The organism is Pseudomonas sp. ESBL9, from assembly GCF_036668715.1.
GTDB classification, from domain to species: domain Bacteria; phylum Pseudomonadota; class Gammaproteobacteria; order Pseudomonadales; family Pseudomonadaceae; genus Aquipseudomonas; species Aquipseudomonas lundensis.
On record NZ_JAZEVV010000005.1, the window covers coordinates 75,813 to 98,210 of the forward strand.

Here is a 22,398-nt window from a genome sequence, read left to right on the forward strand (position 1 = left end):
GCAGGGGCGGGCATGACGGGATACGGCAGCCTTTTCGAGCGCTTGAAAGGCGATGCACAGCGGCGTGTGGGGCTGAGCCGCGAGAGGGCTGTCATGGCCTCGGTGACTGCGCAGTTGACCCGGATGCTCAGTACCCGGGCGGGCAGCGTGCAAACGTTGCCCGACTACGGCCTGCCCGATCTCAACGACATGCGCGTCAGCCTGCACACGGCGTTGTCGCAGGCTCGTCAGTCCATTGAAACCTTCATCGAACAGTACGAGCCGCGCCTGACTCAGGTGCGGGTCGTCTCGTTGCCACACGACCGGCACCCCCTGCGCTTGAGTTTCGCCATTGAGGCGTTGCTGGAGGTTGAGGGATTACGTCGCCAGGTCAGCTTCTCGGCTCAGCTCGATGGCAGCGGGCAGGTTCGGGTCGAGTCACTGCTTTGAATCAGCGTTTTCACTTTTTGATGTCGCCAATGACCAGGTAACCCGCGTGTCTTTTAACCAGTATTACCAACGTGAGCTCACGGCATTACGCCAGTTGGGCAGTCGCTTCGCTGAGCGTAATCCGGCACTGGCCCCCTTTTTGGGGCAGGCGGGGCGTGATCCGGATGTGGAGCGGTTGCTCGAAGGGTTCGCGTTTCTGACCGGGCGCCTGCGCCAGAAGCTCGATGACGAACTGCCCGAGCTCAGTCACTCGCTGATGCATTTGCTGTGGCCCAACTACATGCGGCCGCTGCCGGCTTTTAGTCTGTTGCAATTTGACCCGTTGAAGCAGGCCGGGCCTGCCCTGCGGGTGCCTCGCGATACGGGGGTGGCCAGCCTGCCGATCAAAGGCGTGAGCTGTCAGTTTCGCACCTGCTACGCCACCGACCTGTTGCCTTTGCAACTGACCGGGCTGACGCATTCAGTGACGGGCGACGGTGTGTTGTTGAGCCTGCAACTGGACATGACGTGCCCAGGGCATCTGGGTGAACTGGACGTGAGCCAATTGCGCCTGCACCTGGCGGGCGAGCGCTATATCAGCCAAACGCTTTACCTCGGTCTGCTGCGTCACGTGGATCACGTCACCGTGCTGGCCAAGGATGAACTCGGGGAGCAATTGGGCGTATTCACATTGCCCCCCGACTGCTTGCAGCCCGTGGGTTTTGCGGAGGATCAAGCACTGATTCCCTATCCGCTGAACACATTCCGCGGGTATCGCTACTTGCAGGAATACTTTGCGTTTCAAGACAAGTTTTTGTTCGTCGACCTGAGCGGGCTGGACGTTATCCACAGCCTGGCGCCCGAGACCCTGAAACAAACCCGCAGCCTCGAACTGCGTTTTCTGATTCGCCAGCACAGCGCTCAACGCCTGCGGCCGACCCGTGACAACGTGAAGTTGTATTGCACGCCTGTGGTCAATTTGTTTGCCCACGATGCAATGCCGATTCGGCTGGACGGTAAGCAGGACGAGTATCTGTTGATGCCATCCAGGCTCGATAGCGCGCACTGCGCCGTGTTTTCTGTCGACCATGTCAGCGGGTGGCGGTCTGGCGGTGCGGGTGAACAGAGCTATGTGCCGTTCGAATCGTTTGAACACGATCCCAGTTTCGATGTGTCGCAAGCCCATGCCCATTACAGCATGCGCCAGCGTTCCTCGCAGGTGCATGAGGGGCTCGACACCTTTCTGAGCGTGGGTGTGCGTCGGCCCGAGCACAGCGAAACGCTGTCGGTGGAGATGACCTGCACCAACCAGAACCTTGCGCGCGGGCTGGCGCCCGGCGCGATTTGCCTGCCAGGCGAAGACATGCCCGAGGGGCTGACGTTTCGCAACATCACCCGCGTGACCTCCAGTTATGCGCCGCCGGTCAACCGCGACTTTCTCTGGAAGTTGATCAGCAACATGTCGCTCAACTATTTGTCGCTGGCCAATGTGGACGCCTTGAAGGTGATCCTCGAAACCTACGACCTGCCGCGCTACTACGACGAGCAGGCCGAGCGTGTCAGCAAGAACCTGCTGAACGGCCTCACGTCCATCCGCCACGAACACGTGGACCGACTGCACCGTGGTTTGCCGCTACGAGGCGTGCGTACCGAACTGACGATAGACCCCCAAGGCTATATCGGTGAGGGCGACGTGTTTGTTTTCGCCTCTGTGCTCAACGAGTTTTTTGCCCTTTACGCCAGCCTCAACTCTTACCACGAGCTGCGCGTCACCAGTACCCAGGGAGATCGCTACCAATGGACACCGCGCATGGGCTTGCAGCCCCTGCTTTGAGCGGGCTGTCCACACGCATACGAGAGTACTCGCTGTATCAGGCGGTGTTGCTGGTCATGGACCGATTGCGTGACGGCAATCCGGACATCAGCGATGACGCGCTGTACGAGCGTCTTGAATTCGTTGCCAACCCCAGTCTGGGGTTTCCGGGCTGTGATGTTGAGCACGTGACGTTTTTTACCGAACACGGCCAGCTTCGCGCGCGTTTGTGTTTCAACCTCATGGGGTTGGTGGGCTCGTCTTCTCCGCTGCCCGCGTTTTACGCCGAGCAAGCGCTGGAGGAGGGCGACGAGGCCAATGTCACGCGCGGGTTTCTGGATCTCTTTCACGATCGCTTACAGCGTTTGATGCTGCCGATCTGGCGCAAATACCGCTACGGCGCCCGCTTTCAACGAGGCGCGACAGACCCGTTTTCCAGCCAGTTATTCGCCCTGATCGGGTTGGGTGGCGAACAGATTCGTCAGGCGCAAGGGCTGAATTGGCGGCGCTTGCTGCCCTACCTCGGGCTCCTGAGTTTGCGGGCACATTCGGCGGCCCTGATTGAGTCAGTGCTGCGTTACTACTTCAAGCACGCGGCGCTGACGATTGAGCAATGCATCGAGCGCCGGGTCGTTATCGCGCCTGAGCAACGCAATGCCTTGGGCCTGGGCAATCACCAGCTCGGTGACAGCCTGGTGCTGGGGGAAAGGGTTCGCGACCGCAGCGGCAAATTCCGCATTCACATCCGCGACCTGGACTGGCAACGCTTTCACGAATTTCTGCCGATTGGCGAGGGCTATCAGCCGCTGTGCGCGCTGGTGCGATTCACCTTGCGTGACCCGCTGGACTACGACATCCGGCTGCAACTGCGCCACGAAGAAGTGCGCGAACTGCGTATTGGCGCGCACAACACCTGCCGTCTCGGCTGGACCAGCTGGCTGGGGCGCGAGCGGGCGGACGGCGTCGTGACCCTGAACAGCACACTTCATTAAGGACGGATGACATGATCAACGTTGACCTGCAAGACCTGATTCAAGCGCTGGACCCGGCAACCCGCCGTGACCTGGAAGCGTGCGCCGAGCGCTGCGTGGGGCGGGGTGCACACCTGGTGGTGGTGGAGGATCTGCTGCTGGGCCTGCTGGAGCGGCCCGACAGTTTACTGATGCGTGCCTTGCTCGATGCCGATATCGACGCCGGGCAGTTAAATGCAGCCTTACAGCCTCGCACTGAACAGGGCGCATCGCGCAATCCGGTGTTTGCTCCCGAACTGATTCAGTGGCTGCAAGATGCCTTGCTGGTCGCCCACCTTGAACTCAAACAAGCGCACGTCGATCAGGCGGCCTTGCTGCTGGCGCTGCTGGGTAACCCTTTGCGTTATGCGGGCAGCCGGTATTACGCGCTGCTGTCCGCGCTCAGTACCGAACGATTGAAGTCCTTCGCTTTGTCACAACAGGTGTCAGGCAGCCCGGCGTCTGCGGTGGTAGGCGGTGAATCCCTGTTGCAACGCTTTACCCATGACCTTACGGCGCAGGCCCGGGCCGGGCAGCTCGATCCGGTGTTGTGCCGTGACGACGCCATCCGGCAAATGATCGACATCCTGGCGCGGCGCCGTAAGAACAACCCGATTGTGGTGGGGGAAGCGGGCGTGGGCAAAACCGCGATCGTGGAAGGGCTGGCGTTGCGCATCGCGGCCAACGAAGTGCCGCCGGTGTTGCAGGGCGTTCAATTGCTGTCGCTGGACATGGGCTTGCTGCAAGCTGGCGCCAGCGTGAAAGGAGAATTCGAACGCCGTCTCAAGGGCGTCATCGACGAGGTCAAAGCCTCCCCTGTGCCGATCATTGTGTTTATCGACGAAGCCCATACCCTGATTGGCGCGGGGGGCAATGCCGGAGGCTCGGACGCCGCCAACTTGCTCAAGCCTGCATTGGCCCGTGGCGAACTGTGCACCATCGCGGCCACCACGTGGAGCGAATACAAAAAATACTTCGAAAAAGACCCCGCGCTGGCCCGGCGCTTTCAGCCGGTGCAGCTGCACGAACCGAGTGTCAGCGAGGCCGTGACCATTCTGCGCGGCCTGGCGCACGTGTATGAAAAAAGCCACGGGATTTACCTGCGCGATGATGCGGTGGTGGCGGCTGCCCACTTGTCGGCGCGTTATCTGGCCGGACGCCAACTGCCTGACAAAGCAGTGGATGTGCTCGACACCGCCTGTGCCCGCGTGCGCATCAGTCTGGCGGCGGCGCCGGAACAACTGGAACGCCTGCGGGCCGAGTTCGCAGAGGGTGAGCGTCAGGTTCATGCCTTGCGACGGGATGCCGAAGCGGGACTGGTGGTGGATAGCGCTGCACTGGAGGCGCTGGAGCAACGGCTGATACAGGTCGACGCTGAACAGGTCGCGCTCAATGACGCCTGGCGTGCGCAGCGCGCGTTGGCCGAGCGCTTGCTGGAACTGCGTCAGCGTCTGGCCAAGGCCCGTGAGGAAGATGAGCCGCAGGCGCTCGAACAGGTGGCGGTGCTGGAAGCGGAACTTCAGGCGACTCAGCACGCCTTGAGTCAGGCCCATCTGCGTGAGCGGCTGGTCAGTTTTGAGGTTTGCCCACGCCTGGTGGCCGAAGTGGTCAGTGCGTGGACGGGCGTGCCGCTGACGCAATTGGCCCGAGAGCACAGCGTCAAGGTCGCACATTTCGCACAAGATTTACGCGCCCGCATTCTCGGTCAGGAACAGGCGATTGGTCAGTTGGACCGCGCCATGCGGGCTGTAGCGGCGGGGGTCAACAAACCCGATGCGCCTGTCGGGGTTTTCCTGCTGGTGGGCCCCAGCGGTGTGGGCAAGACCGAAACCGCGCTGGCGCTTGCCGATCTGCTGTATGGCGCCGAGCGCTTTGTCACCACCATCAACATGTCGGAGTTCCAGGAGAAGCACACCGTTTCGCGCTTGATTGGCGCGCCGCCCGGTTACGTCGGCTACGGCGAGGGCGGCATGCTCACTGAAGCCGTGCGGCAAAAACCGTATTCCGTTGTGTTGCTGGACGAGGTTGAAAAGGCGGACCCCGACGTCCTGAATCTGTTCTATCAAATCTTCGACAAAGGGGTGGTCAACGACGGCGAAGGACGTGAGATCAACTTTCGCAATACGTTGATTCTGATGACCTCCAACCTGGGCAGTGAGCGTATTCAAGCGCTGTGCGCAAACGGTGCGCACCCTGACGCCGAGGAGCTTGAAGCGCACATCCGCCCGCTGCTCAGCCAGCACTTCAAACCGGCCCTGCTGGCGCGAATGCGGGTGGTGCCGTATTACCCGGTGAACGGCGCAGTGTTGCGCGAACTGGTTGAGCTCAAGCTGGTGCGGCTGGGCGAACGTCTGTCGCGGCGTCATCTGCGGTTCAGCCATTGCCAGCGTCTGGTGGACCATTTGGTCGAACGCTGCACGCGAAGTGACAGCGGCGCCCGATTGATCGATGACCTGCTGGACGCTCATGTCCTGCCGCTGGTCGCCGACCGGATACTGGACGCTCTCGCCTGCGGGCAAACCCTTACCTCTGTACATATCACGCTGGACGCCCAGTCCCGCGTGTTATGCGACTGTGAGTGAGGGGCGCGTGATGTTTACTCAAATCCCGCAGCCGCTGGAGTATGCCGAAGCCCTGCTGGCCCACTTCTCCCGCCTGTCACAGAGCACCGACAGCAGCACGCTGCTGAGCCAGAGTGCCCAGGCCATGGCACAACTCACCGGGTGCCAGTTGAGTCAGCTTTACCTGCTCGATGCCTCTCGCGAACGGCTGGAACTCAAGGCTCAGTGGCTGGAAGGAACGCTGCACCCGGCGTTGGGCTCCGGACGCTCTGCCGACCATGGCCAAGAGCCTTTGCTGCAATACGCGATTAGCCAAAACCGGGTCGTGGACCTGAGCAACCTCGACAGCCGCCTGCACAATATCGATTTCCTGCCCCGTGCTGGCGAGCCTTGGCGTTCGCTGTTGGCCGTGCCGATGCGCGATTCACGTCAGACCGTGGCCGGTGTATTGATGCTGGCCAGTTGCACGCACACGCCGCTGCAAGGGTATGCCCCGTCATTAGGCGCCTTGGGCAGCGCCGCCTTGATGCAGATGAGCCTGTTGGAGCGCCGCCCGCAACAGGGCAAACCGTTGGGCCGCTGTGTGAGTGCCGGGACCCTGATCGGCTCCAGCCCTGTGATGCGCAAAACCTACCAATTGATCAATCGCGTGGTGCACAGCCCTTATACCGTGCTCCTGCTGGGAGAGACCGGCACGGGCAAGGAAGTCGTCGCACGGGCCATTCACGACAGTGGCCCCCGGCGTGCGCAGCCCTTCATCGTGCAGAACTGCGCCGCGTTCCCTGAGGACCTGCTCGAAAGCGAATTGTTCGGGTATCGCAAAGGGGCCTTTACCGGGGCGGACCGTGACCGCAAAGGGCTGTTCGATGCCGCCCACGGCGGCACCCTGTTGCTGGACGAAATCGGTGATATGCCCCTGGCGCTGCAAGCCAAGTTATTGCGCGTGCTGCAAGAAGGTGAAATCCGGCCGTTGGGCTGCAATGAAAGCCACACCATCGACGTTCGCATTATTGCGGCCACCCACTGTGACTTGAAGCAACGGGTCAGGCAGGGGCGTTTTCGTGAAGACCTCTATTACCGCCTCGCCCAGTTTCCGGTGGTCATGCCCGCTCTGCGCGAGCGCGGCAAGGATATCTTCGATCTGGCCACTCACTTCGCGGCCCAAACCTGCGCATTTCTACAGCGACGCCCGGTGGTGCTGGCAGACAGCGCCATGGCGCAACTGGCCTGTTACGCCTTCCCGGGCAATGTGCGCGAGCTCAAGGGGCTGGTCGAGCGTGCGGTCTTGCTGTGTGACGGGCATGAGCTGCTGGCCGAGCATTTTGCCCTGCCCAGCGAGCTGAACGATGAGTCAGGGCGCCTGAATTTTCGCAAGCGCATGGACGCCATGGAGCGCGGTTTGCTGCTCGACTGTTTACGCCGCAACGCCGGCAACCAGACCTTGGCCGCCCAGGAACTGGGCCTTGCACGGCGCACGCTGCTGTACCGGCTGGGGCGTTTGAATATCAATTCCGATGAGATACGCGCCTATGCCTCGTGATCCCCGCGCGGGCCATGGGTTCGAGGCCCGGCCACTAAATGGAGATGAGTTGATGACGGTTCGCCACCGACTGCACGTGGTGCTAACGCTGGCCTTGTTGTGCGCGCTGGGCGGCTGCAAGGGCAATTACACCTTCACTGACAGCGACTATCGCCCGCTGGGTGATCCGCACGCCATCAATCGCGGTAAATGACCCTCAGGAGCAGCATCATGATGGAACTGGTTTTTGACTTGCTGGCCACGTCGCCGACGGCGACGGGCCAACCCAGTCAGTACAGATTCACCCCGGCGGGCGGCGTCATTGGCCGCAGTCATCAATGCGACTGGGTGCTCGCGGACGCAACCGGAACGGTCTCCGGCCAGCATGCGCGGATCAGCCATGAACGCGGTGCGTACTTCATTCAGGACGTAAGTACCAACGGCATTTCGATCAGTGGCGGACAGGCCTATCTGCCTCCGGGCCAGTTGCAACTGATCAATCACGGCGATGTGTTCGGCCTTGCCGGCCTGTCTATTCGGGCCCGTCTGGAACCGCCGCTGGAGGTGCGCCTGGAACAGGTTGGCGTGCCGCAACCCGCAGGCAGCCCGATCCCGGATGATGCGTTTATCGAGCCTGACGTGTTGCAAGTGCTTCGGGAAAACGCGTTTGCCTCACCGTTCGGGGAAGAGCCTGGGGGGCAGCACGACCATCACGTTGGTTTCACCCCTGTTGACCTTGAACACCTGATCGTCCCGCGCCTGGTTGCGCCCACGCAGCCCGACGAGGTTTCAGCGCAAGGCCCGGGAGCATCCCCGGCTGATTCGTTTTGGGAGGCGTTTGGCCAGGCGCTGGGCGTGGACGCGCGCGCCCTTGATCAGGCGGGCAGAGAGTCGCTGGCACTGAATGTCGCCGGGTTGCTCAAGCAGTGCGTCGCCGGGTTGCAACAGTGCATGTGGACGCGTGGCGAATTGAAAAATGAGTTGCGTCTGGCGCACACCGTTGCGCCGGGAGCGGCGCGAAACCCGCTCAAATCGTCCCACGATGCGCAGCATGCCTTGAGGCAGATGCTGGGGCCTCGCGCGCCTCATCAGCCGACGCCAGAGCAATCGGTTACGGGCGCATTTCGTGATGTGCAGGCCCATCAAGTGGCCTTGCTCAGCGCCAGCCGTGCGGCGATGCGTGGCTGCCTTGAGCACTTTTCCCCACGCCAACTGACCTTGCGTTTCGAGCGTGATGGCTGCCCGCCGCTGCTGGCCACCGCAGGCAGTCGATGGCGTGCGTTTGGGCGCTACCACCAGGCGCTGCAACAGGACGATGACTGGACCGAGCGGTTGCTGGCCAGGGATTTTGCCAAGGCCTACGAAGAGCAAGTGCGTTTGATTTCCACCCTTCACCAGACCCCGCAAGGATGAGGCCGATGCCGCGTTGTACTGCTGTTCATTTCAAGGCACCGATGGTGCTGCTCACGCTGCTGTTGGCGGGTTGCAGCGCGCTGTCGCCGTATTCGAACGTCACCAAACTGGACCTGACCCTGAGCGCCAGTGATCAGGTCAACCCGGACGTACACGGGCGCGCTTCACCGGTTGTCATTCGGCTGCTCGAACTCAAGCATCCCGTGGCGTTTGAGAACGCTGATTTTTTTAGCGTGTATGAACGCGCCGACAGCGTCTTGGCTCAAGACCTGCTCATCAGCGAAGAACTCGAATTGCGTCCCGGCGAGACGGTTTCGCACAAGCTCAGTGTTGCCCCCGTCAGCCGCTATGTCGGTGTACTGGCTGCGTATCGCGACTTGCCGCAAACCCGATGGCGCTATGTGATCACCTTGAGCCCCGAGCAGATCACGCAAGCACACCTGGTGCTCGATCAAACAGGCATCCGTCGCGCCGATGACGAGAACCCTGATGCAGGTGATGACGCATGAATGTGCATAAAGTGATCTGGGAGGAAGGCCTGCTGCTGCGCCCGCAACACTTCCAGCACAGCGACCGTTATTACGATCACCAGCTGAAAACTCGAACCCAAATGCTGGGTCGTTACCTCTGGGGTTTTTTCAGGCTGGAGATCGATGTGCAGTTTCTCAACATGAGCAAGCTGGTCATCAGCCATGCGTCCGGCGTGCTGCCGGATGGCAGCCTGTTCGAGCTGGGCGGCGATAATCAGCCCCTCGCGCTCGATATCCCGCCCAATACCGGGCAAACCCCTGTGTACCTGGCCTTGCCACTGGTCACAGGCAACCACATCGAGGCGCGTCGCACCGACCACGCCGATGTGTTGTCGCGCTACACCCGCTATGAAGCACAGGTTGCAGACTCCAACGCGGGTGAGAACGCCATCAGCCCGATCAGTTGCGGGCGGCCGGACTTTCGCTTGCTGCTGGGCGCGCAGCAGAGCGATCAGGCCTGGGTCAAATTGCAAGTGTGCGAGATCCAGGACACCACCCCCGACGGCGTCATCAGGCTCAATACGCAGTGTGTGCCCACCTATCTCCATACGCACTGCTCGGGATACGTGCAGTCGTGTCTCAAGGAAGTCATCAGCATGCTCGGCCACCGGGCCGAGAAGCTGGCCGAGCGGATTCGCTCGAACGGCAAAGTGGGAGGCGCCGAAGTCGGTGACTTCATGATGCTGCAACTGATTAACCGCAGCGAACTGGTGTTGCTGCACTACTTGCAGCTCAAACAAGTGCATCCCGAGGAGTTGTATTGCGTGCTGCTGGCGTTGCTGGGTGACCTGTCGACCTTTGCCAGCGAGACCAAGCGTCCCCGTTTGCACAGCCACTACCAGCACAGCAATCAGGGCGAAAGCTTCCGCACGCTGATGCAAGTGTTGCGCGAGGCGCTTTCGATGGTGCTCGAACAACACGCGATTGAACTGGTGCTGCAGCCGCGTCAATACGGCGTGCATGTCGCGCAGTTTGATGACCTTTCGCAACTGGGCACGACGACGTTCGTGGTGGTGGCCAGGGCCGCGTGTGACAACGACGCCTTGCGCCATCGGTTGCCCGCGCACTTGAAGATTGGCCCGGTGGAAAACATCCGCCATTTGGTCAACCTGCACCTGCCGGGTTTCAAGCTCAAGCCGCTGGCGGTCGCGCCCCGGCAATTGCCGTATCACGCCGACCAAACCTATTTCGTGCTCGAACTGACAGCCGATGACCTGGCGCAAATGGAGCGCTCGGGCGGTTTTGCGTTTCATGCGTCGGGCGAGTTTGCCCAGCTTGAACTGACTTTTTGGGCCATCAGGAACTGACTCCCATGAACACGCAGACGCCTTATTCGCACGATGCCAAAACCCTTTTGCTGGACCGTTACGGCAGAGCGCCGCGACACGTTGCCCTGACCGACAGCGAGCCTGTGCCGCGCATTGAAAACATCGATGAACGCATCGTCTACAACGCACAGCTCAAACCGACTGAGCACATCAGTGTCGGCCTTAATCCCCTGATCGCGGCAGCCAGCGATGTGCTGTCATTTGTGGTGGGGATCGACGACCACAGGGCGCAAAACGACCTGCTGGTCCTGCATGCCCTGCTCAGCACAGAAATAAAGGCTTTCGAAACCAACGCCCTGCATGCGGGGTGTGAAAGCGGGCAGGTCATCAACGCCCGGTACGTCCTGTGCACGGTGTTGGACGAAGCCATCTGCACCACGGTGTGGGGCAATGAGCTGGACTGGTCGCAAAAAAGTCTGCTGGGCAGTTTTCACAATGAAACCTTTGGCGGCGAGAAGGTGTTTCAACTGATTGAGCGGTTTTCCCGAGAGCCCGCGAAGAACCTGTATTTGCTTGAGTTGCTGTATGTCTGCCTGTCGCTGGGGTTCGAGGGACGCTTTCGCGTGGAGTCGCGCGGGACCCTCGAACTGGAGTCGATACGCGACAACCTCTATCGCCAGATCCGTCATTTGCGCGGCGATGTCATCCGCGAAGTCTCGCCTCACTGGCAAGGCCTGAACGCACCGCGCAGCAGTGCGGTACGCCTCGTGCCGCGCTGGTTATGGGTCACGTTCACCCTGAGCTGCCTGACGGTGATGTACACCGGGTTCGCCTGGGTGTTGAGCCAACAGCGTGAAGCCGTGATGCAACCTTACGAACAGCACGTTGCAGCGGACCAGCCTGCAGTTGCGAACAGGAAGTCATGATGAAAAGTGTGTTGAAAAAAGCCGCAGCGTTACTGACGCAAACATGGCTCTGGAGCCTCTTGCTGGTGCTGTCCGTTGCGCTGCTGGTGTGGTGGGGCGGGCCGTTGCTGGCCGTAAACGATCACAAGTTTTGGGCCGACCCCGTGGCGCGGCTGTTGAGCATCAGTGTCTTGATCCTCGTGTGGGGGCTGGCCATGGTGTTTGTCAGCTGGCGTGCAGGCCAGCATAAAAAAGCCATGGCAGACAGCGAAGAAGGCCAGATTCAAGCGCGTGAGGCACTCGACGCCGAGGCCGCACGCAAAACCCTGCGCAAGCGTTTCAAGCAAGCGCTGCACACCCTGAAAAACACCAGCGTGTACAAAGGGCGCAGCGAGCGCTGGCGCGACGAACTGCCCTGGTACGTGGTGCTCGGGCCGCAAGGCGCCGGCAAGACCAGCCTGCTCGATTTTTCCGGGCTGGAGTTTCCACTGAATAAACTTGATCGCAGCCTCACCCGCGACCTGCGCGGTACGCGGGACTGTGAGTGGTACTTTGCCGAACACGGGGTGCTGATCGACACCGCCGGGGGCTATCTGACCCAGGGCAATGAACCGGTTAATGCCAGCGGCTGGAAGACCTTGCTGGGCCTGCTGCGTAAACGCAAACGCGAGCGACCGTTGAACGGGGTGCTGGTGACTGTCCCGGTGGACAGCCTGATGCAGGCCAGTCACGACAGGCTCTCCGGGCTGTCGGATCAGATCCGGGCACGGCTGCAAGACGTTCATCAGGTATTACGCATCGAGTTGCCGGTGTACCTGGTGCTGACCAAGACCGACCTGATACCCGGCTTTACCGAGTTTTTCGAGGCTCTGACCCGTGAAGAGCGCGCTCAGGTATTCGGTGCCACCTTTGAGCCGGGGCAGGGCGGTGCAGCGCTCATGCGTAGCGAGTGCGAGGCGTTGTTGGTGCGGCTCAACAGCCAGGTCATCGCGCGGATGCATCAAGAACGCGATACCCGGCGGCGCGGGCGAATGCTGGACTTCCCTCGGCAATTGAGTGACGTCGCGACGCAGTTGTGTGTGTTTGCCGACATGACGTTCACCGGCAACCGCTATCAACGGGCCAGTCCGCTGCGGGGTTTTTATCTGACCAGCGCGCCTCATGTCCCGCAGCCTGATGAAACCGGGGCTGGCGTGGAGCACACCCGGGCGATGCCCGCGATGCTCTCGGGCCATGCTTACTTCATCCATCATCTGCTCAGCCGCGTGATGTTCCCCGAGGCGCAACTGGCCGAACTGGACAAACGCGAGCGCCGACGCCTGCATTGGGGGCAGCGTTTCCACTACATGGCGGCCATGGGTGTGCTGGCTGCTTTGGGCATGTTGTGGGCCGGCAGTTTTTCATCCAACCACGGGCGTCTTGAACAATTGCGACAGCTGGCCCAGCAATGGGGTCAACAACAGGGGCAGTTGAGCCCCCGTGATGACGCCAAGGCCGTTCTTCAGACCCTGGACACGCACTACGCCGCCACCCAGGTCTTTGCCTCGCCACTGGACACGGCCCTGTATGAACGCACGGGGCTGTATCAAGGCGCAGAGGTGCGCGAGCGGGTCGAACGTGCTTATCAACACACCTTGCAAACCGAGTTGATGCCACGGGTTATCCAACAGCTCGAACAACAGATTCGTGCCAATCTGAGCAACCGCGACTCCTTGCTCAACAGCCTGCGCGCCTACCTGATGTTCGACGTGAGTGACAAACGCGACCCCGCCTGGCTCAAGGGTTGGGTGGCCAACGACTGGTCGATGCGCTATCGCGGCCTGACACAGGTGCAGAACGGCCTGAATCAGCACTTCGAACGGTTACTGAAAACCCCGATAAAGCCTGTGCTGGATTCGGCCCTGATTGCTCAAGCGCGTCAGGTGCTGCGCAGTGAGTCGTTGGCAACCGTGGTCTATCGCACGCTGCGCGAGCAGTCACGATCCTTGCCGCCTTACAGCCTTGCTCAGCACTTGGGGCCACAAGGTCATCTGTTCAGCGGCGCCGATTATGAGATTCCGGGGTTTTACACGCGCCAAGGTTATCAACAGTATTTTTCGATCCAGGGCGTAAGTCTGGTGAGCGGCATTCTGCGCGATAACTGGGTGCTGGGAGAGGGCAGCAGCATCAGCGCGATGGACATGCGCAAGCTCATGGTTGAACTGGAACAACTCTACTTCCACGATTACGCCGAACAGTGGACGGCGGCAGTCGGGCAACTGGGGCTGGAGCCGTTCGATGACGCACGGGACAGTGCCGAGCAACTGGCCGGGATGACCTCTGCCAACTCGCCGGTTGTGCGCATGCTGCTGGCGGTGCGGGAAAACACACGCTTCAGCACGTTGGCAGACGCGTTACCGGCATTGCCCCCCGCCCCGGCTGCCGGGCCGCTGGCAGGAGCGGTTACGGTTGCCGCAGACGTGGCGGCCAAGGGGGCTGAGGCGGTGTCGGATCACGTGCCGGACACCGCCAAAAAAGCCTTACAGCGACAGTTCGAGCCGCTTCATCAGTTATTGGATGACAACAACGGCCCCGCTGGCAGCCTCTTGCCTCTGTTGGCCGGGCTTACCGATCTGCAGTCGCAAATGGCCGGACTGGCCAGCGCCAGTGCGCCGGATAACGCGGCCTATGAAATCGCCCGCCAGCGCATGAGCGGCCAGCGAGATGCCTTGAGCCACCTGCGCCAGAGCGCTCAACGTCTGCCGCGTCCGCTGGATCGCTGGTTCAACGGTGTGGCTGAAAACACCTGGAGACTGGTACTCAACGATGCCTATCAATTCGTGGATAAGCGCTACAAATACGAGCTGTACAGGTTTTATACGCGCGCCATCGACCGACGTTACCCCTTCAGTGCCCACAGCAGCAGTGATGTGGCGCTCAACGACTTTCGGGCGTTTTTCAAAGGCCAGGGGCTGGTTGAACAGTTCTTCGATAACTGGCTCAAACCGTTCGTCGCTGGCGAAGCGGGCAACTACCGCTTGCGCAGCATGGACGGCCAGCACTTGCCGATGTCGGCCGCCTTCTTTGAACAAATCGCCACAGCGCAGATCATTCGACAGGGCTTCTTCGCCCAGGACCCGTCGCAGCCGCAAGTGCAGTTCACCCTGGAACCCTACAGCCTGGACTCCAGCGTGAGCCGCGCGCAGTTGCGTTTCGGTGATCAAGTCATTGAATACCGGCATGGCCCTATTGTGACCACCACCCTGCAATGGCCGACGTCGATCAACAACGGGCGCACCAGCCTGGTGTTGGAGAAAGCGGCGGGTCGTCCGCTGGGCATCGAAAAAAGCACCGGCCCGTGGTCGTTTTTCAGGCTGCTGGACTTGATGCAGGTGGATTACCTGAGTGGTCGCGACGTCATGTTGCTGCAAGCGGAGGTGGGCGGTCTGCGGGCCAACTACCTGCTGACGAGCCAACGCACGCCCAACCCCTTTGACCTGCAAGTGCTGCGCAGTTTTCGCTTGCCGGCGCAATTGTGAAGCCCACCGGGATGACTTGGCGAAGCGCTGCGCGCACGGACATGGGCAAGGTGCGCACACGTAACGAAGACGCCGTTCTCGACCGTCCGCAGCAGGGGCTCTGGGCGGTGGCGGACGGTATGGGAGGCCACTCGCGCGGTGATCTTGCCAGCCTGAGGCTGGTCAGCCGTTTGGGCGCGCTGCCTGTGCAAACGGATTTTGAGTCACGGCTGCAGGCCGTGCGCGAGTCCCTGCACGACACCCATCACCGCCTGATTGCTGACTCGGCGGGCACTGTCAGTGGTAGCACCGTGGTGGTCTTGATCCTCGAAGGGCAGCAGGGGGCGTGTGTCTGGGCCGGGGACAGTCGTTGTTATTTGTGGCGCGAACAGCGGCTGTACCAACTCTCTCGTGATCACTCCTTTGCACGGCAACTGATGGAGCAAGAACACATGAGCCCCGGGCAGGCCATGGCGCATCCCGATGCACGGGCCTTGACCCATGCGGTGGGGGCCGGGGAGCGGCTGACGCTGGATATTCTGTCGTTTGCTGTTCAGCCGGGGGATGTGTTCCTGTTGTGCAGCGACGGCCTTTATCAAGACTTGAGCCCGAAAATGCTGGGGCAGGCGATGAATGAAGACGCCCCGCACACCTGCCTGGCGCGTCTGTTTGACGCCGTGCTGGCGGGCGAGGCGCGGGATAACCTGAGTGCCGTGGTGATCGCTCAATGACTCAACCGCTTCTGACGGGGGCGTGGGAGGTGCCACGCTTATGGGGTGGCCGCTACCGGTTGGAGCGTTTGCTGGGCGCCGGTGGCATGGGCGCGGTCTACTGCGCGCGCGACCTGTTGCAGGAGCAGTTAGGTGATCCGTACGCCGATGTGGCCCTGAAAATCCTAAATGACGAACTCGCCCACGCGCCCGACGCCAATGCCCTGCTGTTCAACGAATTTGCGCTGATGCGTCAGGTTCGCCATCCCAACCTCGTGCACCTGTATAGCTTTGGCATCGACCCCGAGCATGATCGGGGATTTATCGTGATGGAGCTGCTGCGCGGCCCGACCCTCGACCGCGTTTTGTGCGAGCGCCCCTTAGGCTTGCCCCTGCACGAGTTGCAGGAAATCGGCTTGCCCCTGCTCTCGGTGCTGGCGCACGCCCATCAACACGGCGTGCTGCATGGCGACATCAAACCCGGCAACGTACTGCTGAGCGAGCAGGGGGTACGCCTGTTTGACTTCGGGCTTGGGCAAAGCGAAGCGGGGCAACTGCAAGGGCTGGCGTCGCTGAGCCGTACCCGATTCAACGCCTGGACGCCCGGTTATGCGGCGCCCGAACTGCGGCACGGCGGCCCGCTAACGCGCCAGGCTGAACTCTACAGCGTGGGTTGCTTACTGCATGAACTGGCAACGGGCAAACCGCCCTTCAATCCGCGCATACCCGCACTGTCGGAGTATCCGCCTCAGCGCTCGCCGCACAAAAAGCCCCGGCACCTGCCAAGTCAATTCTGGTCGGCGCTGCAAAAGGCGATCAAGCAGGACCCTAAGCAGCGAACGGTGAGCATTGAACAACTGAGTGAGGCGCTGAAACCCGCGAAAAAGCGCTGGTGCTTTAAGCGCGGGACGTAATCGGCGGGCATTAAAAAGCCGGCTTGTGGCCGGCTTCTCGGGGGAGGATGTGGTTTATTTTTGGTAAACCGTACCCACCTTCAATGTGGACATCCAGCGCAAAGGCATGTGGATGTGGACGCAGAGGCGTGTGGCCGTCTGGTCGTGCGAACCGCTCGCAGCGGTTGCAAAGTGTGCGGCGCAGCATACTCAACTTCGCGAAGGTTTCCCAGCTAAAACCGGTCCGGGTTTTCCGGCAGTGCGGGTGGTCCTTCAGTTGTCTTCAAGCGGGTGGGGCACGGCGGGCCTGCGGGTGTTGAGGGTCGACCACCAAAATACCCAGCCCAATATGCGGATATTCAAAGCCTGGATCTGTTCGGCCGAGTAGCGCTCGTCCGGGTATTCACTGAGGTTGTGGCTGCGCAGGCGCAGTCCGTCACCCGGCAGGCGGTAGGCGTATTGGATACGCAGCATGCCGTCCTGTTCGAGGGCGTAAATTTCGCCGTCGACGATGTGCGTGAGGCTGGTGTCGATGGCCAGGGTAGAACCGCTTTGTATTTTGTGCGTCATGCTGTTGCCAATCATGGGGACGCAAACGGCATGCTCCGGACTCACCTCCGCAGCCTGCAAGATCGAGTGGTCAAGGCGCACGTGGTGGTTGGGGATTTCCATGACACGTGTTCCGGCCCCATCGGGCGCTAACACTTCGTTATAGAACGCGATGCAGACATCGCTGGTGTCGGGTGACACGTTGGCGGAGTTGAGGGGCATAGGTTGCGCTTCTGCTGATGCGCGCGTGGGTTCAGGCGCGCTTGGGCCTTTGGGGTGTTTTAAACCTTCCCCCGTGCGCAGCCAGCGACTGTTCACACACAAAAGCTCAGCGATTTCGTCAAGCCGAGCCATGGGGATGCCGCGCTTGAACCAGTTGTTGACGTGCTGCGGCGTAACGCGGCGATTGGCAGCGAAGTCCGAAGCGGATAAATGGCACTCCCTTAAGAGGAGTCTTAGACGATCACCGGATGTATTCATGCTGGCGGAGTTTACGGAGAAGAAGTCGCCGTTTAAATAAACTAAACGTTCAAAAAAGCACGTAAGAATCAGACGAATCGCCCTTTTCTAGAGGCTTTTCCTACGTTTAATGTGCGACTCATTTGTACGGGGTGAACACGCTGTTTTACCGTGTTTAAGCGGGCATAAAAAACCCCGGAAGACCGGGGTTTTCAAGTGTAGGCACTTGCCGAAGCCAGTGATTCAACACTTAGCCTTTGTAGGCAGCAACCGATTTGGTGATCTCGGCGCGAGCGGCTTCTGCGTCGCCCCAACCTTCGATTTTCACCCACTTGCCTTTTTCGAGGTCTTTGTAGTTCTCGAAGAAGTGCTGGATCTGCTGGATCAGCAGAGGTGGCAGGTCGGTGTACTCTTTAACGTCCACGTACAGCTGGGACAGCTTGTCGTGAGGCACTGCAACCACTTTGGCATCGCCGCCGCCGTCGTCAGTCATGTGCAGGATGCCGACCGGGCGAGCACGGATAACCGAACCGGGTGCAACCGGGTAAGGGGTCACGACCAGCACGTCGAGGGGGTCACCGTCGTCGGCCAGGGTATTCGGGATAAAGCCGTAGTTGGCCGGGTAGAACATCGGGGTGGCCATGAAGCGGTCAACGAACAGGCAATCGCTGTCTTTGTCGATTTCATATTTGATCGGCGCGTGGTTAGCCGGAATCTCGATAGCGACGTAGATGTCATTCGGCAGGTCTTTGCCAGCCGGAATCTTGCTGTAGCTCATTGGGCGGTGCCCCCGTTAGTAGGCCAGTTTGCTTGGCCGATTTGGCCAAAAAGTGGCGGCGATTATAGGCGTATTCCTGCAACGACGTCACGCTTGGGCGATCAGTGCTGTGCGCGGTATCCGACATGTTCACGCTGAAGCATTTGTAAGCGGGTCAATGGATCCTGACGATAAAACAGGCTCAGTTGCTGGTAAACCCGTGGGTAGGCCTGATGCAGCAGATCGGGTGCGCTGAAGAAATACTCGCTGATGACAGCAAAGAACTCCGCCGGGTTTTCGGCCGCATACGGGTCGATGGGCGCGTGATCGGGGTTGTGGTGATCGAGGTAATGGTTGAGGTGGTCGTAGGCCGCTTGCATGGCGTGGGACCAGTCGCTGACGTTCATGCTGCTGTGCAGGGGCGGCATGCCATTGGCGGCGCCGTTGAGCATGTCGAGTTTGTGTGCCAGCTCATGAATCACCAGGTTGTAACCTTCCCAGCCACCGCTCGACAGCACGCCCGGCCAGGCCAGCACCACCGGGCCATGCTCCCAGGCTTCGCCGCTGTGATGCCCTTCCCATTCGTGCTCCACACCACTGGCGTCGCGGTGACGCTGCGGGCTGACGAAATCGTCGGGGTAGAGCACGATTTCGTGAAAGCCCTGATACCAGTCCAGCTCACCCAGGTTCAGCAGCGGCAATTGCGCTTGCGCGGCCAGCAGCAGCCGGCCGACCTCGGTGAGTTCAACCCCGGGCATCGGCGTCAGGTGTTTGTCCTGCAAGAACAGCACGCTGTGCTCACGCAGCCAGGTGTCTTGTTTGTCATCCAGACCATCGAGGATGCTCAGGTGTTGGCGCACCTCCTGCCAGGCCTCCGGGGCGACCGGGTGCTGGGCAAGTATCCTCTGGCGTCTCCATTCGCTCAGTGACCACATGGGCTTGTCTCGATCAGGCTTTGGAAGGTGTGCGCCCCAGACGGCTGCGCACCACACCCACAATCATCGGTACCAGTGACAGCAGGATGATGCCCACCACCAGCAACGACAGGTTTTTCTTGATGAACGGTACATTGCCGAAGAAGTAACCCAGGGTCACCAGGCCGCCAACCCACAGGATGGTACCGAATACGCTAAAGCCGAAAAAACGCGGGTAGGGCATGCGTGCCACACCGGCAACAAACGGAGCGAAGGTTCGGATGATCGGCAGGAAGCGCGCCATGGTCACGGTTTTGCCACCGTGGCGGTCATAGAAGTCGTGGGTTTTTTGCAGATAATCGCGACGGAAAATCTTGGAGTTCGGGTTACTGAACAGCCGCTCGCCTGCCGTTCGTCCGATGACATAGTTGGTGCTGTCTCCCAAAATCGCGGCCAGCATCAGCAAACCACCGAGCAGCACCGGGTCCATGCCACCCCCCGCGGCCACAGCGCCTGCGATAAACAGCAATGAATCACCCGGCAAAAACGGCATGACCACCAGGCCGGTTTCGCAAAAAATCACCAGGAACAGGATGGCGTAGATCCACACTCCGTAATCTCTTACCAGCATGTCGAGGTACACATCGAGGTGCAGGATGATGTCGATCGGGTTGAAATCCATGTAAAGCACCTGTGTTGATGACCCGGCTCAGCAGGTCTGTGCAGGGAAAAAGGTAATGAACTACAGAGGGTGTAGTTTTTTCGTACATTTTGAACCGGACGGATTATACGGATTGAAGCAACTTCTGCTTCTAGAGTTTGTAGCGAAGCGTGTATTGCGGTGCGAAAACTGTTGAGACCCCGTAGCGACTGTCGATGCCAGCTTTGCGCGGCTCGACAGTGACTACAGGTCAACAGGGTAGCGACAAATCGCCGGATTTATTGATCGCTGAGTAGGAAATTTTGGCGGGGCGTGTCCGTTTCCACTGTCTGAACCTGCGCTTCGTCCTTCAAGTTTACGCCCGACAACTGCCGACGGCAGGCTTCACGCATCAGATACGCCAGCCGATGAGCGGCCATGCCGTAGCTGAGCCCTTCGAGCCGCACGTTGGAAATACAGTTGCGGTAGGCGTCGGTCAGCCCGACCTTGGGCGCGTAGGTGAAATACAGGCCCAGGCTGTCCGGCGAGCTGAGCCCCGGCCGTTCGCCAATCAGCATCACCACCATTTTGGCGCCGAGCAGCTCGCCGATTTCATCCGCCACCGCCACCCGGCCTTGTTCCACCAGCACCACCGGCGACATCGACCAGCCGTCGCTGGCGATGTGCTCCTCCATGCGTGCCAGAAAAGGCAAGGTGTGCCGGTGGACTGCCAGCGCGGAAAGGCCGTCCGCCACAACCACCGCCACGTCGACGCCGCCCGGGTTGGCGTGCGTGTAATCGCGCAAAATCTGCGCTGAGGTGTCGTGAAGCTTGCGCCCGAGGTCAGGGCGTTGCAGGTAGCTATGACGATCGGCCGCCGCGCTGTGCAGCAACAGACTGTCACGGCCGCGCTCGCTCAGTTGAGCGCTCAAGCTCGCATGATCGAAAGGCAAATGCACTGCATCGCGCGCTTGCGCGTGAGCAAACTGGAAGTCCAGCTGGGCGTGGGTCGGCAGGCTGGTGCCGGTGCGGCCCAGCGCAATGCGTGCAGGCGTCAGGTGGCGCAGTGCCAGCCAAGGGTTTGTGCTGTCGTTGGGTGTGTGGGCCATGTTCAACGACCTCCCAAATGGGCCAGCGCCTGGCGGAATGCCGGTGGCAGTTGATGACCGAATTCGATGCGGCCATCGCGCTGGGTGAAAATACCGACCTTGCTCAGCCATTGCTCAAACTCGGGCGCGGGTTTGAGGCCCAGCGTCTTGCGCGCATACAGGGCGTCATGGAACGAGGTGGTCTGGTAGTTGAGCATGATGTCGTCCGAGCCCGGAATGCCCATGATGAAGTTGATCCCGGCCACGCCGAGCAAGGTCAACAGGGTGTCCATGTCGTCCTGATCCGCTTCGGCGTGGTTGGTGTAGCAGATGTCGCACCCCATCGGCACCCCGAGCAGCTTGCCGCAGAAATGGTCCTCAAGTCCGGCGCGGATAATCTGCTTGCCGTTGTACAGGTACTCGGGGCCGATGAAGCCGACCACGGTGTTAACCAAAAACGGTTTGAAATGCCGCGCCACTGCATAGGCGCGGGTTTCGCAGGTTTGTTGATCGACGCCGGCGTGCGCGTTGGCCGACAGTGCGCTGCCCTGGCCTGTCTCGAAATACATCAGGTTGTTACCCAATGTGCCGCGATTGAGGCTCAGCCCGGCGTCATAGCCTTCTTGCAGGATATTCAGGTTGATGCCGAAACTGGCGTTGGCCGCCTCGGTGCCAGCAATGGACTGAAACACCAGATCCAGTGGCACGCCGCGGTTGATCGCTTCAATAGAGGTGGTGACGTGGGTCAGCACGCAGGATTGAGTGGGGATCTCGTATCGCTGAATGATCGCGTCCAGCATCATCAGCAGGTCGCAGATCGAGGCAATGCTGTCGGTGGCCGGGTTGATGCCAATCATGGCATCGCCATTGCCGTAAAGCAGGCCGTCGAGAATGCTCGCGGCGATCCCGGCCGGGTCATCGGTGGGGTGGTTGGGTTGCAGCCGTGTTGACAGGCGGCCGTGCAGGCCCAGCGTGCCGCGAAAGCGGGTGATGACGCGGATCTTCTGCGCCACCAGAATCAGGTCCTGAACGCGCATGATCTTCGACACGGCGGCTGCCATTTCTGGCGTCAGCCCCGGCGCAAGGGCGCGCAAGCTGTGTTCATCGGCGGCGTCGCTGAGCAGCCAGTCACGAAACCCGCCGACGGTCAGGTGGCTGACCCCGCTGAAAGCCTGGGCGTCGTGGCTGTCGATAATCAGCCGCGTGACCTCATCGGTCTCGTAAGGAATCAGCGCTTCGTGCAGGAAATGCGTGAGCGGGATGTCGGCCAGTGCCATTTGTGCCGCGACCCGCTCGCCATCGTTTTGCGCGGCCACGCCCGCCAGGAAATCGCCGGAGCGTGCCGGGCTGGCCTTGGCCATCACCTCTTTGAGGCTGTCAAAGCGGTAAGTCTGCGTACCTACCGCATGGGAAAACGTTGCCATACAGGGTGCTCCTTGACGCCAGACGCGGGGCGTCTGGCGG

At 60.7% G+C, this 22,398-nt stretch carries 19 protein-coding genes; 13 read left to right on the forward strand and 6 right to left on the reverse strand.

Going from position 1 to position 22,398, the window contains the following annotated elements; genetic code table 11:
• Positions 1 to 12: 12 nt before the first annotated feature.
• Genes tssE through V6F78_RS15315 form a run of 13 tightly spaced genes read left to right on the forward strand, consistent with a single transcriptional unit; the run spans position 13 to position 16,548 of the window.
• Positions 13 to 429, forward strand: coding sequence for a type VI secretion system baseplate subunit TssE (gene tssE / locus V6F78_RS15255; protein ID WP_047295753.1), 417 nt, complete (start codon positions 13 to 15; stop codon positions 427 to 429).
• 46 nt (positions 430 to 475) lie between these two features.
• A complete protein-coding gene (gene tssF / locus V6F78_RS15260) occupies positions 476 to 2,242 on the forward strand; it encodes a type VI secretion system baseplate subunit TssF (RefSeq protein WP_332727713.1) in 1,767 nt (588 codons plus the stop codon).
• Complete coding sequence (gene tssG, locus V6F78_RS15265) at positions 2,206 to 3,213, forward strand: type VI secretion system baseplate subunit TssG (RefSeq protein ID WP_048377130.1); 1,008 nt, start codon at positions 2,206 to 2,208, stop codon at positions 3,211 to 3,213. The genes tssF and tssG overlap by 37 nt, the downstream gene beginning before the upstream one ends.
• 11 nt (positions 3,214 to 3,224) lie before the next feature.
• On the forward strand, positions 3,225 to 5,813 hold the full coding sequence (tssH, locus tag V6F78_RS15270) for a type VI secretion system ATPase TssH (protein ID WP_332727715.1): 2,589 nt from the start codon (positions 3,225 to 3,227) through the stop codon (positions 5,811 to 5,813).
• A gap of 10 nt (positions 5,814 to 5,823) precedes the next feature.
• On the forward strand, positions 5,824 to 7,332 hold the full coding sequence (locus V6F78_RS15275; protein WP_095007581.1) for a sigma-54-dependent Fis family transcriptional regulator: 1,509 nt from the start codon (positions 5,824 to 5,826) through the stop codon (positions 7,330 to 7,332).
• Between the two features lie 52 nt (positions 7,333 to 7,384).
• Positions 7,385 to 7,525: a hypothetical protein gene (locus V6F78_RS15280; RefSeq protein WP_047277780.1), complete on the forward strand. Its 141-nt coding sequence runs from the start codon at positions 7,385 to 7,387 to the stop codon at positions 7,523 to 7,525.
• 20 nt (positions 7,526 to 7,545) lie between these two features.
• Entirely contained in the window at positions 7,546 to 8,724 is a 1,179-nt protein-coding gene (gene tagH / locus V6F78_RS15285; protein ID WP_332727933.1) for a type VI secretion system-associated FHA domain protein TagH, read from the forward strand.
• Between the two features lie 5 nt (positions 8,725 to 8,729).
• Entirely contained in the window at positions 8,730 to 9,233 is a 504-nt protein-coding gene (tssJ, locus tag V6F78_RS15290) for a type VI secretion system lipoprotein TssJ (protein ID WP_047295743.1), read from the forward strand.
• Entirely contained in the window at positions 9,230 to 10,561 is a 1,332-nt protein-coding gene (tssK, locus tag V6F78_RS15295) for a type VI secretion system baseplate subunit TssK (protein WP_273416193.1), read from the forward strand. Before tssJ ends, tssK begins: the two co-directional genes overlap by 4 nt.
• A 5-nt stretch (positions 10,562 to 10,566) precedes the next feature.
• On the forward strand, positions 10,567 to 11,448 hold the full coding sequence (icmH, locus tag V6F78_RS15300) for a type IVB secretion system protein IcmH/DotU (protein ID WP_047295739.1): 882 nt from the start codon (positions 10,567 to 10,569) through the stop codon (positions 11,446 to 11,448).
• Entirely contained in the window at positions 11,448 to 14,945 is a 3,498-nt protein-coding gene (tssM, locus tag V6F78_RS15305; protein WP_332727717.1) for a type VI secretion system membrane subunit TssM, read from the forward strand. Before icmH ends, tssM begins: the two co-directional genes overlap by 1 nt.
• Before the next feature lie 11 nt (positions 14,946 to 14,956).
• Positions 14,957 to 15,655, forward strand: coding sequence for a PP2C family protein-serine/threonine phosphatase (locus V6F78_RS15310; protein ID WP_048377146.1), 699 nt, complete (start codon positions 14,957 to 14,959; stop codon positions 15,653 to 15,655).
• Complete coding sequence (locus tag V6F78_RS15315) at positions 15,652 to 16,548, forward strand: serine/threonine-protein kinase (protein WP_047295734.1); 897 nt, start codon at positions 15,652 to 15,654, stop codon at positions 16,546 to 16,548. Before V6F78_RS15310 ends, V6F78_RS15315 begins: the two co-directional genes overlap by 4 nt.
• Positions 16,549 to 16,800: 252 nt before the next feature.
• On the opposite strand, the gene V6F78_RS15320 is transcribed toward V6F78_RS15315, so the two are convergent.
• The 6 genes from V6F78_RS15320 to V6F78_RS15345 all read right to left on the reverse strand — a co-directional run bounded on the left by V6F78_RS15320 (position 16,801) and on the right by V6F78_RS15345 (position 22,358).
• Complete coding sequence (locus tag V6F78_RS15320; protein WP_047295732.1) at positions 16,801 to 17,556, reverse strand: LexA family transcriptional regulator; 756 nt, start codon at positions 17,554 to 17,556, stop codon at positions 16,801 to 16,803.
• A 229-nt stretch (positions 17,557 to 17,785) separates the two neighbouring features.
• Entirely contained in the window at positions 17,786 to 18,313 is a 528-nt protein-coding gene (gene ppa / locus V6F78_RS15325; RefSeq protein ID WP_016779241.1) for an inorganic diphosphatase, read from the reverse strand.
• Positions 18,314 to 18,414: 101 nt separating this feature from the next.
• A complete protein-coding gene (locus V6F78_RS15330) occupies positions 18,415 to 19,227 on the reverse strand; it encodes a zinc-dependent peptidase (protein WP_047295730.1) in 813 nt (270 codons plus the stop codon).
• 13 nt (positions 19,228 to 19,240) lie between these two features.
• Positions 19,241 to 19,888, reverse strand: coding sequence for a DedA family protein (locus V6F78_RS15335; protein ID WP_047273481.1), 648 nt, complete (start codon positions 19,886 to 19,888; stop codon positions 19,241 to 19,243).
• 257 nt (positions 19,889 to 20,145) lie between these two features.
• Positions 20,146 to 20,961, reverse strand: a complete 816-nt coding sequence (gene eutC, locus V6F78_RS15340; RefSeq protein WP_162199725.1) for an ethanolamine ammonia-lyase subunit EutC — start codon at positions 20,959 to 20,961, stop codon at positions 20,146 to 20,148.
• Positions 20,958 to 22,358, reverse strand: a complete 1,401-nt coding sequence (locus tag V6F78_RS15345) for an ethanolamine ammonia-lyase subunit EutB (RefSeq protein WP_169858889.1) — start codon at positions 22,356 to 22,358, stop codon at positions 20,958 to 20,960. Before V6F78_RS15345 ends, eutC begins: the two co-directional genes overlap by 4 nt.
• Between the last annotated feature and the right edge of the window lie 40 nt (positions 22,359 to 22,398).